This window comes from Streptomyces sp. NPDC032721 (assembly GCF_055579625.1).
The window spans coordinates 1-15,023 of the sequence record NZ_JBVIMX010000028.1; the positions used below are offsets into that span (position 1 = coordinate 1).

Annotated in this window: 8 protein-coding genes; 3 read left to right on the forward strand and 5 right to left on the reverse strand. The window is 72.1% G+C overall.

Annotation, left to right across the window (positions count from 1 at the left end):
• Positions 1 to 820: 820 nt before the first annotated feature.
• The 3 genes from ACZ5PB_RS38780 to ACZ5PB_RS38790 form a co-directional block, all read right to left on the reverse strand.
• Positions 821 to 1,756 (reverse strand): hypothetical protein, encoded by a 936-nt coding sequence (locus ACZ5PB_RS38780; RefSeq protein WP_468697915.1) that lies wholly within the window; start codon positions 1,754 to 1,756, stop codon positions 821 to 823.
• Positions 1,757 to 2,056: 300 nt separating this feature from the next.
• Complete coding sequence (locus ACZ5PB_RS38785; protein WP_468697916.1) at positions 2,057 to 2,458, reverse strand: hypothetical protein; 402 nt, start codon at positions 2,456 to 2,458, stop codon at positions 2,057 to 2,059.
• Positions 2,458 to 2,970, reverse strand: coding sequence for a hypothetical protein (locus tag ACZ5PB_RS38790; RefSeq protein WP_468697918.1), 513 nt, complete (start codon positions 2,968 to 2,970; stop codon positions 2,458 to 2,460). Before ACZ5PB_RS38790 ends, ACZ5PB_RS38785 begins: the two co-directional genes overlap by 1 nt.
• Positions 2,971 to 3,125: 155 nt before the next feature.
• Here ACZ5PB_RS38790 and ACZ5PB_RS38795 point away from each other — a divergent pair, with 155 nt between their 5' ends.
• Both ACZ5PB_RS38795 and ACZ5PB_RS38800 read left to right on the forward strand, forming a co-directional pair.
• Positions 3,126 to 3,959 carry a helix-turn-helix domain-containing protein gene (locus ACZ5PB_RS38795; protein WP_468697920.1) on the forward strand — a complete coding sequence of 278 codons (834 nt, stop codon included), beginning with the start codon at positions 3,126 to 3,128 and terminating at the stop codon, positions 3,957 to 3,959.
• Positions 3,956 to 4,219: a DUF397 domain-containing protein gene (locus ACZ5PB_RS38800; protein ID WP_468697922.1), complete on the forward strand. Its 264-nt coding sequence runs from the start codon at positions 3,956 to 3,958 to the stop codon at positions 4,217 to 4,219. The genes ACZ5PB_RS38795 and ACZ5PB_RS38800 overlap by 4 nt, the downstream gene beginning before the upstream one ends.
• Before the next feature lie 76 nt (positions 4,220 to 4,295).
• Here the strand turns inward: ACZ5PB_RS38800 and ACZ5PB_RS38805 are convergent, their stop codons facing one another.
• Positions 4,296 to 4,670 (reverse strand): DUF6009 family protein, encoded by a 375-nt coding sequence (locus ACZ5PB_RS38805; protein ID WP_468697924.1) that lies wholly within the window; start codon positions 4,668 to 4,670, stop codon positions 4,296 to 4,298.
• Between the two features lie 147 nt (positions 4,671 to 4,817).
• Positions 4,818 to 6,359: a DNA primase family protein gene (locus ACZ5PB_RS38810; protein ID WP_468697925.1), complete on the reverse strand. Its 1,542-nt coding sequence runs from the start codon at positions 6,357 to 6,359 to the stop codon at positions 4,818 to 4,820.
• 465 nt (positions 6,360 to 6,824) lie between these two features.
• Here ACZ5PB_RS38810 and ACZ5PB_RS38815 point away from each other — a divergent pair.
• Positions 6,825 to 15,023 (forward strand): amino acid adenylation domain-containing protein (locus ACZ5PB_RS38815; RefSeq protein WP_468697927.1); only part of this gene is annotated, 8,199 nt, incomplete at its 3' end.

Here is a 15,023-nt window from a genome sequence, read left to right on the forward strand (position 1 = left end):
TCGCGATCTCCCACAAACCCTCCGGAACGATCCATCCCCACCGCGTACTCCCCATGACAGTGCACTACCCCAACCGGCCATGTAGGACACGGTCTTAGAGGAGGAATGCGGGAGATGGCGTGAACACGGCCTTGGCGAAGCGAGGTTGGCGACCCGAGATCGGTGCGAGTGCGATGGCTGACTCGCGGAGGCCCCCTGGGAAAGAGCAGAGTCGCTCCCGGCCCTCAGGGAGGCTCGTTGGCTGAGTGCGATCGCGTTGGCGCCGCAGTCACTCATCAGCCCGTCACGACGCTGACAGGCGACAACGGGCACATCACCCCGGTGCGGGCCAAGTTCTGTAAGTAGTCGGCAGGCACCCCGCCCAGTGGAAGGGCTGGACCGCTGAAGCAGGTGACCCGGAGATTCTCGACGCAAACGGGGCCTATCTGCGCTGGGTACGAGCCCTGGCCGAGGAAGGCACCACGACCGCCACCACCCCACGCCTGGACCGGGCGCTGAAGAAGACCGCCCGAAGGGGCGGCGGCAACGCAGTGCTGGACGGCTCCCTCATCCGGACCCGGCGGCGGACACCGACCCAGCAGTGATCACCGGCTACACGGCCGCCCGATACCAGCCCCTGACTCGCGGCCAGAAACTGCTCACCACCACACTGGCCGCGGTCCGGGCGCCGGGCGAGCACGGCTTCGCCCACCCCACAACCCACGCGCACCAGAGCCCGCACCAGCAACTTCACGCTGCACACCGCTCACCGCTCACCGCACGACGCTCCTGTGCCTGGCCAGCTCGGCATCGCTGGTCAGCCGCAGGAGCGTCGATGGTTTTAGTCGCCCTGGCCGTACAGTCCGGCCAGTTCGGATCCGCCGGCCCAGTGGATGTTCGTGATCTTGTTGAGCGTCTTGGGGTCGCTCACATACGGCTCGGCGCCGCTCTCGAAGAGCGCCCAGACGTGCTCGTTGCCCTCGGAGTTGCCGTACGCCAGGCCCTCCATCATCGAGGGGGCGCGCATGCAGAAGGCCGTCCCGTCGGTGATGTCCGTCTCGTACGACGTGGGTCGCACCCAGACGTTGCTGCGGTTGTCGCGGCCGTACGACGTGGAGAAGATGTACTTGTCGCCGACGACCGCCATGCCCTGGGTCTTCGCCGGTACCCAGCGCTTCTTGCCGGTGTACGTCAGCGCGCCGGTGCTGCTCGTCGAGTACTGCCACATGCTTTGGTGGCTCGTCTCGTCGAAGTCGCCGGTCCACAAGGTGGTGCCCTCGCCACCGCCGAGTCCGAGGAACGAACCCTTGCCGGCGATGTCCTGCGTGCCCTTCGGCTGGATCACCTTGTTCGTGTTGGCGCCCGCCAGCTCCGCACGCACGGTCGCGGTCGACCAGTACTTCACGCTGCCCTCGCCGCTGACGTACACGTGACCGCCGGTCACGACTATGCCGCCCGCGTGGGTTTTGGGGATCAGCATGTGACCAAGGCTCTCGCCCCGGCGTGGGCCGCTCAGGGCGATGCCCCAGATCGCGCTCGGGCCGTCAGCGCTTGAGTGGTACGCCGAGACCAGCAGGATGTCTTCGCTCGTCCCGTCCCAGTTGTTCCAGTACGCCAGACCCTGCGGAGTGAACCCGCTGCTGTACAGACCCGGCGGCACGACCACACCGTTGTTGAACGTGCTGTCGTACGTCTCGCCGGCGGACGGCCCGGGGTAGAAGTCCTGGGTCCCCGTCGTCGTACGACAGTTGGCGTCCTCGGCCAATGCCGATGTCAATGCCGATTTCGGTGCCGATGCCGGTGCTGATGTCGGTGCCGATGCCGATGCCGACGGTGCGGTGGCGGTCATGACGACACCACCAGCCACTAGCGCTGCGATCGCGGTGGACATCTTTATTCGGGTGGGCAGCATGTTGATTCCCCTTTGGGCCGCGGGCATGGAGGTACTTGGGCGTGCTTGATCGCGCGTGTGGTGCGTTCCCGCAGCTAGATCCAACGTCATATATTTGTTCGCGTATTGTCAAAGTGCGCTGGTCGAACTGCCCGGACCGTTACGTGAACGACCGGCGACCCGCGCTCATCCGGCCCGGTGGCTGTTCTTCAGGGTGAGTACGTCGGCCAGGGCGCGGACCACGTTCGCCAGGCGGCGGGCGTGGACGAACGACTGCTGCTGGTGGGCGTGTTCGCGTGCGCCCGGGGACCAGAGTCCTTGACCGGGCAGCGGGTCCCGGTCGGGGCCGGGCTCCGACACCCGCATCTCCTCGATGAGGTGGCGGCCCTGGATCACCGCCCGTTCGTAGCTGTGGCGCATGAGGTGGGGTGGGTTGTCCGCGATGGCCGCGACCAGTTGGTGGTAGGCGTCCTCCATGTCGAGGACCGCCCGGCCGATGACGTCCCGTTCCGGGAGCGTCCGGGCGGACAGGATCGGTGCGCACAGGGCGCGGAGCGCGGCGGGGTCCGGTTGTTGCTCGGTCCGCATCACAACACATCTCCCTTTACCTGTACGGAGGTTGCGCGCGCGGCCGGGGTGAGGTCCCAGCGGGCCAGGTCGCAGCAGACCATGTGCAGGATCGACGGGTCCACGAACACCGCGCTGTGCACCGGCGCCGCCCACCACGCGAACGGCGTCGTCGGCCCCGTCAGCGCCGGAATCCCCACGTACTCGTCCCGGTCGGCGCCCAGCCGCTTGACGCCCGGCGGCCACCGCAGGCCCTCGCCGGCCCCCGGTTCGGTGAGGAAGTAGTACGTGTCGTGGGGCGTGTCCGCGCGGCGAATGACGGCGCCCGAGCGGTGGGCCGTGACCGTGTGGAGCCGGACGGCGACGTCGAGCCCGAACTCTCCGTACACGCGGATCGCTCCGACGTACACGCCGATCTTCGCGATCGAGTGCCCCGTGTCGGGAATCCAGTCGGGTGTGAAGAGGACCTCTTGGCTGGCGGACAACTCGGCCTCTGGGGACGTCAGTTCGGGTGCAGGGGGTTCGCTGGTCATGGGTAGAACCCTGGCAACGCCCGACTACGGTCGGTAGGGGAAGGTGCCCGTGGGTGTGAGTCTGCGGGCCGGGCCGGAATCCGATGTGGGTCGGTTGGGGAGCCTTCGTCTTCCGCTGCGGGTGCACTGAGGGTCACGGCAGAGAGGTACGGATCATGAGCGATCAGAGCGACGGCAGGGACGGCAAGCCGCTCGCGTGGAAGCTGTTCGGGCTCCAGCAGAAAGCCCTGCGGAACCTGCGCGGGCTGACCCAGGAGCAGTTGGCGGCGCGCACTCCGCGCAAGTACTCGCTGTCGACCGTCCAGAAGGTCGAGTCGGGCAGCATCCGGCCCCAGCCGGAGTACATCCAGGACGTCGATGAGGCGCTGGATGCCCAGGGGGTGTTGCTGGCGCAGGTTGAGGAGTTGACCAAGCCCAATTACCCGGTGTTCTTCCAGGAGTACGCAGAAATGGAGGGTGCGGTCCAGCGGCTCTACACGTACAACGCGCACGCCCTGCATGGCCTGTTGCAGACCGAGGCGCACGCCCGCACCGTCCTCAGCGCTCGTATTCCGCTGCTGGAAGACGACGCCATCGACTCCCGGATTCAGGGGCGTATCGACCGGCAGCAGATGCTCACCCGCAGGCCCTCGGCGACGCTCTGCTTCGTCATTGAGGAACACGTCCTCCGGCGGCCGATCGGCGGTCCCGCAGTCCACAGGGAGCAACTGGAACACCTCGCCGCTTGCGCCAGGATGCGCAACATCTCGATCCACGTGATGCCGATCGAGGTCGACACCCACGTCGGGCTCGACGGCCCTGTGACGCTGGTTACGACAGAGGCAGGGCGGTCCGTCGCCTACGTCGAGTATCAGGGCGGCGGTTCCACGTTCTACGCGGACTTGAATGAGGTAGACGCCCTGGAACAGCGGTATGCAATGATCCGATCGCAGGCGCTCCGTGCTCCGGAATCGCTTGCGTTCATCGAGAAGCTGGCAGGAGAACTATGAGCAATACACCCCCGAACTCGGCGTGGTTCAAGTCGAGTTACTCCGGCAACGAGGGTGGGCAGTGCGTTGAGGTCGCCCACGGCTGGCACAAGTCCACCTACTCCGGCAACGAAGGCGGCGAGTGCGTCGAGGTCGCCACCTGCGACTGCTCCGACGTCCACGTCCGTGACAGCAAGCTCGGTGCGGCGTCCCCCACGTTCGGCGTGAAGCCCGCCACCTGGGCCGCCTTCTCCGCGTTCGCGGCGGCGCACACCGTCTGAGCGGCGTAACCCCGAAGAAGACGGGCCCCCTGCCAAAGCAACTGGCAGGGGGCCCGTCGCGTCATACCGTAGCCCCTCAGACCGCGCGTGCCGTCCGCGTCGTGCCCTGGGAGCGGTCCGTCTTCTGGCCCGGTCGGCCGGGGCGGATCGTGCCCGGGTCGACGGCCTCCAGTGGCGAGCCCACCTTGTACGGGCCCTCGGGGTCGTTGGGGCGGTCGTGCGGCAGGAGGTAGAAGGTGCGGCGGGCGAAGAGGCCGCTGTCGTGGCTGCGCATGGCGTCGGGGGCCAGGTTGGCGTAGCCGACGAGGCGGCCGTGGCGGGCGTAGCGCGGCTTGCCCCGGCGGGTGGGGACCTTGTCGAGCGACTGGCGGACGTAGTCGAGGGCCGGCTCCTCCAGCCATACGATCTCGACCTCATGGGCGAGCTCGCCTCGTTGCGGGGTCGCGCTCATCGGTCCTCCTGGCGTTCCGTGGCGGTGCGAGGGCCTCGTCGGGCAAAGCGGTCGCTCGGCCGCATTCTACGGTCGGCCCGGGGGCCGGTCAGGGGGGCTTTCGCAGGATGCGGCTGATTCTGGTGCGGCTGGTTTGCGGCGGGTTCCTCAGGACTGCCCGCCCGGCTCCGCGCCGGACAGGAGGGCCAGGCCCGGATAGAGCTTGGCCGCGTTTGACTTGATCATGTCGGCCGGTGAGCCGAGGCCGAGCTCCTGTCGGATCCGGCTGGCGAAGGCCCGTGCGGTGGATGTCCTGATGCCCTCACCCGAGCACCAGCGTCCATACGTTTCGTACAAGAGCTTCTGCTCGACGCGGAGTTCGGGGTTGACGGCGCCGTCGGGGCCGGTCCTGGTGCAGCACTCCTGGAGGAAGCGGCCGACGTGGTCCACGGTGCTCTCGTACGCGGCGGTGGCGACCCGGACGGTGGCCGGGCCGGTCAGCGGGTCGCGGGTGGCGAGGTACTTTCCCGCGCCCTCGATGAGCCAGTGCAGTATGCCGGGGCCCTCGTCGCGGACCAGGTCGTCGGCCAGATTGTCGATCTTGCGTTCGTCGGGGACGCTGCGCTCGAACGGGATTATCCGGATGCGCCGCCAGAACGCGTAGCCCCCGGTGCCGACTTCAGGGCGGTGGTTGCCCAGCAGCCACAGTTTGTGCGTCGGGGTGAAGCTGAAGAAGTCCTGCCGCATCCGGCGGGCGGTGATGGTGTCGCCGCCGGTCAGGAGCTTGACGCGGGCCTCGTTGAACGTGTCGTCGGGTCTCAGCTCCGAGCACACCACGATGCGTCTGCCGTGCAGTTCGGTCAGTTCCGTGGAGTGCTCGGTGAATCTGCCCTTCTCCATCAGGAAGCCGGGTGGTGCCGCGTTGGCGTACTCGCCGAGGAGGCTGCTGAGGACCTCCAGGAGTACGGACTTCCCGTTGGCCCCGGACCCGAACAGGAACGGCATGACCTGTGCGCCGACGTCCCCGGTGATCGAGTAGCCCAGTAAGAGGTGCAGGAAGCGGATGGTCTCCAGACCCTTGGCGTCGTCGCCGAAGGTGTCGTGCAGGAAGGTGTGCCAGCGGGGTATCGGAATGTGCTGCGGCGCCACCGTCGTGGCCCGCGAGTGCAGGTCGGTCAGCGGGTCGGGCGGGCGCAGCGCGCCGGTCCGCAGGTCGACCACCCCCGAGGGGGTGCACAGGGCGTAGTCGTCGCCGTCCAGGACGTCGGGGTCCAGGTTCAGGGTGGGGGCCGCCTGGGCCTGGAAGAGCATGGCCTTCAGTCCGGGGGTGGAGGCGGACCGTCTTCGGTGGGCGGCCAGTTCAGCGGGGGAGAACCGTTCCTGCGGGTCGGTCTCGGGCATCGCCTCGGCCAGGCCGCCCGCCGCCCACACCGCGGCCTCGATGCCGCCCGCCGCCCGCCAGCGGTACCGGTCCCAGGTGTGCCAGCCCATTCCGGGCACGTACCGGAAGCGGTCCCGGTAGACCTGCGCGAACAGCTTCGCGTTGCCCCGGTCGGTCAGCGCGTCCGGCAGCGGCGCGCGCGTCCCGGCGGGCGGCGGTGCGGGCAGCGGCTCGGACTGCCGCGGTACGTCGGGGGGCGGGGCGGCGACGAGGCCCATGCCGAGCCGCCGCGTCCGCCGCGCCGCGCCGTCAGCATCGAAGCTGTTCATGAGCTCCTCGAAGTGGAGACGGGGCTGACGGGGCTGAGTTTGCCGGTTGAGCCTAGCTCAAACGATCTATTTCCTCGGGGGCTTTTGCCCACCCGAGGAAGTCCCCGGGAAGAACGGGCCGAGGGGCCCCCAGGAGGGCTCGACAACTGAAAAGTTCAGCCCCGTCAGCCCCGTGACATTTCGTCAGACCCGGATTGACCTGGGTGTTCGACCACGGTAGGGGTACGGGGCCGAGGCCGCCCCTGCCCTTCTCCGGCCCTTTCGGCCCCGTACGGGCCCGTACGGGGCCGCCCCCCGGCGGCGGTCGGGAGCACGTCCGCCCCGCTGCCCCGTACGCCGCCCGTACGGCGCCCCGGACGCCTATAGGCCCGAGATAGGCGGCGTCGTAATCCTCCGCTCGGAGCATCGCGCCGTTCCCGGCCGTGACGCCCGTCGTGATCCGCATTGGCACACCGTTTTGGGAGCGTGAGTCGGTTGGCACTTTCCGAGGTTCAGAATGACGTTCGCCTGCCCGTCACCGCTGCTCAGCTCGGTGTGTGGGTGGCGCAGCGACTGGAGCCGGAGAGCCCCCTCTACCAGTGCGCCGTCCACTTCGACTCGGCGCCGCTCGACGCGGAGGTACTGGGCCGCGCGATCGTGCGGGCGGTGGCCGAGACCGACACCCTGCGCTCCCGCTTCGGCGACGACGGCGCGGTCTTCCAGGTCGTACGCGCCCAAGTGGACGACGGCCTCGACGTGGTGGACCTGCGCGGCGGCGAGGACCCCGAGGCCGACGCGCGCGCCTGGATGGACCGCGACCTGGCCACCGTGTCCGACCTCGGCGCCGACACCCTCTTCCGGCACGCCCTGCTGATCGTCGCCGACGACCGGCACTTCCTGTACCTGCGCTACCACCACATCGTGCTCGACGGCTTCGGCCAGACCCGCTACCTGGACCGGCTCGCCCGCATCTACACCGCGTTCCTGGCCGGTGAGGAGCCGCCCGCGCCCCGCAGCCACGGTCTGGGCAAGCTCGTCGACGAGGAGAGCGCCTACCGCGCCTCCGCCCACCACGACAGCGACCGCGAATTCCTGCTCGCGCGTCTGGCCGGGGCCGAGGAGCGGCAGTCCCTCGCCGACCGTGCGGCGGGCGCCGAGGGCAGTGCGCTGCGCCTCCAGGCCGACCTGCCCGCCGAGTTGACCGAAGCCGTGCTGGCCACCGGGCACTGGCCGGCCGTGTTCGCCGCCGCCACCGCCGTCTACCACCACCGGCTGCTGTCCGCCGAGGACATCGTGCTGGGCGTCCCGATGGCCGCCCGCCGCACCCCCGCCGCCCTGGCCACCCCCTCGATGCTCGCCAACGACCTGCCGCTGCGGCTGACCGTCACCCCCGACACCACCTTCGGCGAGCTGGTCGCCACCACCCGGGCCGAACTGGGCGCCGTACTGCGCGTCCAGCGCTTCCGCCGCGAGGACCTGCACCAGGCCCGCGACCTCACCGGCACCGACGGCGGCACCTTCGCCACCGCCGTCAACGCCATGTCCTTCGACACCCGGGCCCGCTTCGGCGACGTCGTCGCCACCGCCCGCCAGCTCTCCAACGGGCCCGTCGCCGACCTCGCCATCGCCACCCACGGCGACCCCGCCGAGGGCACCGTACGACTGGAGTTCGCGGCCAACCCCGCCCTGTACTCCGCCGAAGCGCTCCGCGCCCACCAGGAGCGCTTCCTGACCCTGCTCGGCTCGCTCACCGCCGACCCCGAGGCACCCGTGGGCCGGGCCGGGATGTTCACCGAGGAGACCGCGGAGCGGCTGCTGCACGCCCCCAACGACACGGCGGGCGAGGTCCCGGGCCGGCTGGTGGAGCTGTTCGAGCAGCAGGCGGAGGCCACCCCCGACGCCGTCGCCCTGTGCGCGGAGGAAACCCTCACGTACGCCGAACTGGACGCCCGCGCCAACCGCCTGGCCCACCTGCTGGCCGCGCGCGGCATCGGCCCCGAGCAGCTGGTCGGAGTGGCCCTGCCCCGCACCACCGGGCTCGTCGTCACCCTGCTCGCCGTACTGAAGACCGGCGGCGCCTACCTGCCGATCGACCCCGAACACCCCGCCGACCGCATCGCGATGATCCTCGATGACGCCGGCCCCGGCCTCCTGGTCACCACCACCGGCCACCCGGTGCCGGCCGGGGTCCCCGCCCTCCTCCTGGACGCCACCGACCTCACCGAGGGCGACGCCACCCCGCTCGGCCGCCCGCAGGACGGTTCCAGTACCGCCTACGTCATCTACACCTCAGGATCCACCGGCCGCCCCAAGGGCGTCGCCCTGGAGCGGGCGGCCATGGACAACTTCCTTGCCGCGATGGCGCGTTCGGTGCCCGTCGGGCCCGAGGACCGGCTGCTCGCCGTCACCACCGTCAGCTTCGACATCGCCGTACTGGAGATCTTCCAGCCCCTGCTGGCAGGTGCCCGGGTGGTCCTCGCGAGCCGTGAGGAGGTACTCGACCCGGAGGCCCTGCGCACCGTCGTCGAGCGCGCGGGCATCACCGTCCTCCAGGCCACCCCCAGCCTCTGGCAGGCGCTCGTCGACGACCGCCCCGAAGCCCTCACCGGCGTACGGGTGCTGACCGGCGGCGAGGCGCTGCCGCAGTCCCTGGCCGAAACCCTCGCCGCGCACTCCGCGGGCGTCACCAACATGTACGGCCCGACCGAGACCACCGTCTGGTCGATGACCGCCCCCGTCGACGGCGGGCCCGTCTCGCTCGGCACCCCGATCCTCAACACCCAGGTGTACGTGCTCGACCCGGCGCTGCGCCCGGTGCCCGCCGGATACGGCGGCGAGCTCTACATCGCCGGTGACGGCGTCGCCCGCGGCTACCGGGGCCGCCCCTCCCTCACCGCCGAACGCTTCGTCGCCAACCCCTTCGGCGCGGGCCGCCTCTACCGCACCGGCGACCTGGTGCGCGTCGAGGAGAACGGCTCCCTCACCTTCGTCTCCCGCCTCGACCACCAGGTCAAGATCCGCGGCTTCCGCATCGAACTCGGCGACATCGAGGCCGCGTTGCTCTCCCACCCGCCCGTCGAGCGCGCCGCCGTGCTGATGCGCGAGGACCGCCCCGGCGACAAGCGGCTGGTCGCGTACGTGGTCTCCCCGGAGGGCGACACCCCGGCGCTCCGCGCCCACCTGGCCGAACGCCTCCCCGAGTACATGGTGCCGGGTGCCGTCGTCGTGCTCGACGCACTGCCGCTGACCCCCAACAAGAAGCTCGACCGGCGCGCCCTGCCCGCACCCGTGCGCGTCGCCCTGCCCGGCGGCCGGGCCCCGCGCACCCCGCTGGAGGAGCAGCTGTGCGCCCTCTACGCGGAGGTGCTCGGTCTCGCCTCGGTCACCGTCGACGACGACTTCTTCACCCTCGGCGGCAACTCGTTGTCCGCCACCCGGGTCGTCTCGCACGCCGCCCGCGCCGGGCTCACCGTGCCGATCCGCGACCTGTTCAAGGCACGCACCGTGGCCCGGCTCGCGCCCCTGTGCACCGCCGCCGACGCGGACACCGGCGCCCTGCCCGAACTGCCCGCGCCGCTGCCCGCCGCCGAACTCGCCGCCCTGCTCGCCGCACCCGGCGTCGAGGAGGTGCTGCCGCTCACCCCGCTCCAGGAGGGCCTGGTGGTGCTCGGCGCCACCGCGGGCGCGGAGGGCGACCTCTACACCGTCCACGTCTCCCTCGACCTCGGCGGCGACGTGGACGCCGAACGGCTGCGCGCCGCTCTCGACTCCGTCGTCGCCCGCCACCCCGTGCTGCGCTCCGCCGTCGCCCACGACGAGGTGAGCCGGCCCGTCCTCGTCGTACGCGAACAGGTCCGGGTGCCGTGGTCGGCCACCGACCTGCGCGGACGCGCCGACGCCGCCGACGCCCTGGAATCCGTACTGCGGGCGCAGACCGAGGCGCCCTTCGACCTGACCGACGCGCCCCTCCTGCGCGCCGCCCTGCTCACGCTCGACGACGGCCACCGGCTCGTGGTCTCCTGCCACCACCTCGTGCTCGACGGCTGGTCGGTGCCGATCCTGCTCGGCGAGACGCTGCGCGCCTACCGGGGCGACGACCTCGGCGAGGCGCCGCGCCCCTACCGCGACCACCTGCGCTGGCTGGCGGGCCGCGACCACGAGGCGTCCGCTGCCGCGTGGGGCGCGGCGCTTTCGGGCGTACGGCCCACCTTGGTCGGCGGGCTGCTGCCCACCGAGGACCCGGCCACGGCGCCGGAGGCCGCGCGGACCGGGTCTGCCTCGGACACCGTGGGGACGGGGTCCGTGCTGGACGCCGCCCGGGTCGGGTCCGCGCCGGACACCGTCCCCGCCCCGGACACCGTTCGTATCGAGTCCTCGCTGGACGCCGCCACCACCGCCGACCTGGAGCGTGCCGCCCGGGACCTCGGTGTTACCGCCAGCAGCCTGGTGCAGGCCGCCTGGGCCGTCGCCCTGCGCGAGTTGACCGGTCGGGACGACGTCGTCTTCGGCATCACCGTCGCCGGTCGTCCCGCCGAGGTGCCCGGTGTCTCCGAGATGGCCGGGCTCTTCGTCAACACCGTGCCGCTGCGGGCCCGGCCGGCCGGCGTGCGTACCCTCGCCGAGCTGGCGCGCGCCGTGCAGGACGACGGAGCCGAACTCCTCGCCCACCAGTACCTGCCGCTCGTCGACATCCAGCGTTCGGCGGGTGTCACCAGCCTCTTCGACACCCTCGTCGCCTTCCAGAACTACCCCGTCGACCGGGCCGCCATCGACGGCGTGGCTCGGGACTCCGGGCTGGAGATCGGCGGCGCCGACGTCCAGGACGCCACCCACTACCCGCTCACCCTCACCGCCGTGCCCGGCGAGCGGCTGACCGCACGGCTCGCCGTCCGCCCCCACCTCTTCGCCGAGGACCAGGCGCGGGTGCTGCTCGACCGGTTCACCGCGACGCTCGCCACCCTGGCCGCCGCCCCCGGCACCCAGGTCGGCGAGCTGGTGCCCGACAGCGGCTCGGTGGTCCACGAGGACGCCGCCGCCGACCTGGTCGAGGTGCGCGGCTTCCGCTTCCGGGCCGCCGACGTCGAGGACGTCCTCACCGCACAGCCCGGCGTGCTGCGCGCCGTGGTGACCGTCCGCGAGGACACCCCCGGCGAGCGCCGCCTGGTCGGCTACGTCGTCCCCCGCCGGGGCACCGCCACCGACCCGGCCGCCCTGCGCGACGCACTCGCCGACACCCTGCCCGACTACCAGGTGCCGTCCGTGCTGGTCACCCTGGACACCCTGCCCACCGCCCCCGGCGGCGGCGTCGACCGGGGGGCGCTGCCCGTCCCGGTGATCGCGGGTGCTGCCGTACGGGGCCCCGAGACGCCCGTACAGGAACTCCTCTGCGAGCTCTACGCCGAGGCCATCGGCCTCGAATCGGTCGGCGTCGACGAGGACTTCTTCGCCCTCGGCGGCGACAGCGTCCTCGCCTTCCGGCTGCTGGCCCGCGCCCGCGCCCGGGGCATCTCCTTCGGCTTCCGCGACATGTTCGCGCTGCGTACGGTCGCCGCCCTCGCCGAGGCCTGCGTGCCCTACGAGCGGCCCGAGGAGCACGCGACCACCCTGCCCGTCCCCGCCGAGGAGGCCGCCCGGCTGGCCGCCGAGCCCGGCGTCGAGGCGGTGCTGCCGGTCGCCCCCAACCAGGAGGGCCTGCTCTTCCACCACGCCTTCGACGAGGCCGACCCGTACACCCTCCAGATCGTCCTGGACTTCGCCGCCCCCCTCGACACCGCGCGGCTGCGCGGCGCCCTGGACCGGCTGCTGCTGCGGCACGAGGCGCTGCGGGTGGGCTTCCGCACCACCGACGAGCAGAAGTCGGTGCAGCTGGTGCACACCGCGCCCACCGTTCCCGTACGGGAGGCCGACGCGGCCGACGACGCGGCCTTCGCCGCGCTGCTCGACGAGGACAAGGCCACCCGCTTCGACCTGACCCGCCCCCCGCTGCTGCGGGCTGCGGCCGTGCGCCGCGCGGACGGCACCGGCTCCCTGGTCCTGACGGTGCACCACATCGTGGCCGACGGCTGGTCGCTGCCGATCGTCGCCCGCGACCTGTTCGCCGAGTACGCGGCGGGCACCGACGGCACCGACGGCACCGACGTCTCCGAGGGCCCGGACGCCGCCGAGCCCGCCGCCCGCTACCGCGACCACCTCGGCTGGCTGGCCGCCCAGGGCGCCGACGAGTCGCTGGACGCCTGGCGCACCGCGCTCGCGGACGTGACCGAGCCCCTGCGGATCGGCGCGGAGCGCGCGGAGGGGACGGAGACGGAGGGCGCCGGTCAGCCCGTACGCCGCAGCTACACGCTCAGCAAGGCGCGTACGGCGGCCCTGACCGCCACCGCCCGGCAGTACGGCGTCACCGTCAACACCCTGGTGCAGGCCGCCTGGGCGATCGTGCTGCGCGGGCTGACCGGCCGCGACGAGGCCCTGTTCGGCATCACCGTGGCCGGCCGCCCCGCCGACCTGCCGGGATCCGGCGAACTCGTCGGCCTCTTCATCAACACCGTGCCGCTGGCACTGCGCCTGGACGCCCGCGAGACCCTCGGCGACCTCGCCGTACGCCTCGGCCGCGAGCAGTCGGCCGTCATGGACCACCAGCACGTCGCCCTGCGCGACATCCAGCGCACCCTGGGCCTGGGCGAACTCTTCGACACCTCGCTCAGCTTCGAGAACTACCCCCTGGACATGGCCGCCATCACCGCCTCGGCGGGCGCCGCCGGACTGGCCCTGACCGACGCCCAGGTCCGCGACGGCAGCCACTTCGCCGTCAACGTCGTCGTCGAGCCCGGCGACGCACTCGAACTGCGGGTGCGCCACCAGGAGCACCTGGTCGACGAGGACACCGCCGCTGCGGCGGGCGCCGAACTCCTCGCCGCCCTGGAGGCGTTCGCCACCGCCCCGGAGACCCCGCTCGGCCGCCTGAGCGGTGCCCCCGCCGAAGAGCGCCTCGCCGCACTCCAGGCGTGGAACCCGCCGACGGGCACCTCGGCCGGGACCGCCGTCCCCACCCTGCCCGGCCTGTTCGCCGCGCAGGTGGCACGTACCCCCGACGCGCGGGCCGTGCTCGCGAACGGCGAGTCACTGACGTACCGTCAACTCGACCTGCGATCCCGGGCGTTCGCCGCCGAGCTCGTTGCCCGGGGGGTCGGGGCCGGCGGCCTCGTCGCCGTGATGCTGCCGCGTTCCGTGGATCTGATGGTCGCCCTGCTCGGTGTGCACCGGGCCGGGGCCGCCTACGTTCCCGTCGACCCCGCCTACCCGGCCGAGCGGATCGCCGTGATCCTCGCCGACGCCGCCCCCGCCCTGGTGGTCGCCGCCGACCCGGACCTGGTACCCGAAGGACTGGAGATCCTGCGTCCCACCACCGCCGAGTCCGACGCGGCGGTCGTCGAACCCCGCCCCGAGGACGCCGCGTACGTCATCTTCACCTCGGGCTCCACCGGCCGCCCCAAGGGCGTCGTCGTCGAACACCGGGCGCTGGGCGCCTACTTGGCGCGGGCCCGCGCCGACTACCCGGACACCGCCGGGCTCTCCCTCGCCCACACCTCCGTCTCCTTCGACCTCACCGTCACCTGCCTCCTCACCCCGCTGACCGCGGGCGGCTGCGTCCACCTCGCCGAGATCCCCGACGCCGTCGGCGCCGAGCGCCCCGCCTTCCTCAAGGGCACCCCCAGCCACCTGCGGCTCCTCGACACCCTGCCCGACGAGGTGTCCCCGACCGGGACGCTGATCCTCGGCGGCGAGGCCCTGCGCGGCGAGATGCTCACCCGGTGGCGCGCCGCGCACCCCGACGCGACCGTGATCAACGCCTACGGGCCCACCGAAGCCACCGTCAACGCCATGGAGTTCCGCATCGAGCCCGGCGCCGAGGTCGCGCTCGGACCGGTCCCGATCGGCCGCCCCTTCCCGTACGCCCGGGTCTACGTCCTGGACAGCGGGCTGCGGCCGGTGCGCCCCGGCGCCCGGGGCGAGCTCTACCTCGCGGGCGAGGGCCTGGCCCGCGGCTACCTCGGCATGCCGGGCCAGAGCTCCCACCGCTTCGTCGCCGACCCCTACGGCGCGCCCGGCACCCGCATGTACCGCACCGGCGACCTCGCGCGGATGCGCCAGGACGGCGCCGTGGAGTACCTCGGCCGGGTCGACGACCAGGTCAAGGTGCGCGGCTTCCGCATCGAGCTCGGCGAGATCGAGACCGCCGCCGGAGCCGTGCCCGGAGTGCTCCGCGCCGCCGCCGCCGTACGCGGCACCCAGGCCGAACCCCGCCTGGTCGGCTACCTGGTGGCCCCCGACGGCGTCGACACCGCCGCCGTCGAGGCACACCTGCGCGAGACGCTGCCCGAGTACATGGTGCCCGCCGCCCTCGTCGTACTCGACGCACTGCCGCTGACCCCCAACGGCAAGGTCGACCGCGCCGCCCTGCCCGAGCCGGCACTCGTCGCGGGCACCGCGGGCCGTACCGCCACCGGCGCGCTGGAGGAGCGGCTGCTCGGCCTCTTCCAGCAGGTCCTGGACCGCGCGGACGCCGGGGTCGAGGACGACTTCTTCACTCTCGGCGGCGACAGCATCATGTCGATCCAGTTGGTGGGGCGGGCGCGTGCGGCGGGGCTGCGGTTCACGCCGCGGCACGTCTTCGAGCACCGTACGGTC

What these genes read in the sequence shown, in the direction of transcription:
- ACZ5PB_RS38800 (WP_468697922.1), top strand. Translation starts at nt 3,956, where the DNA reads ATGAGCAATACACCCCCGAACTCGGCGTGGTTCAAGTCGAGTTACTCC.
- ACZ5PB_RS38790 (WP_468697918.1), bottom strand. Translation starts at nt 2,970, where the DNA reads ATGACCAGCGAACCCCCTGCACCCGAACTGACGTCCCCAGAGGCCGAG.
- ACZ5PB_RS38795 (WP_468697920.1), top strand. Translation starts at nt 3,126, where the DNA reads ATGAGCGATCAGAGCGACGGCAGGGACGGCAAGCCGCTCGCGTGGAAG.
- ACZ5PB_RS38785 (WP_468697916.1), bottom strand. Translation starts at nt 2,458, where the DNA reads ATGCGGACCGAGCAACAACCGGACCCCGCCGCGCTCCGCGCCCTGTGC.
- ACZ5PB_RS38805 (WP_468697924.1), bottom strand. Translation starts at nt 4,670, where the DNA reads ATGAGCGCGACCCCGCAACGAGGCGAGCTCGCCCATGAGGTCGAGATC.
- ACZ5PB_RS38810 (WP_468697925.1), bottom strand. Translation starts at nt 6,359, where the DNA reads ATGAACAGCTTCGATGCTGACGGCGCGGCGCGGCGGACGCGGCGGCTC.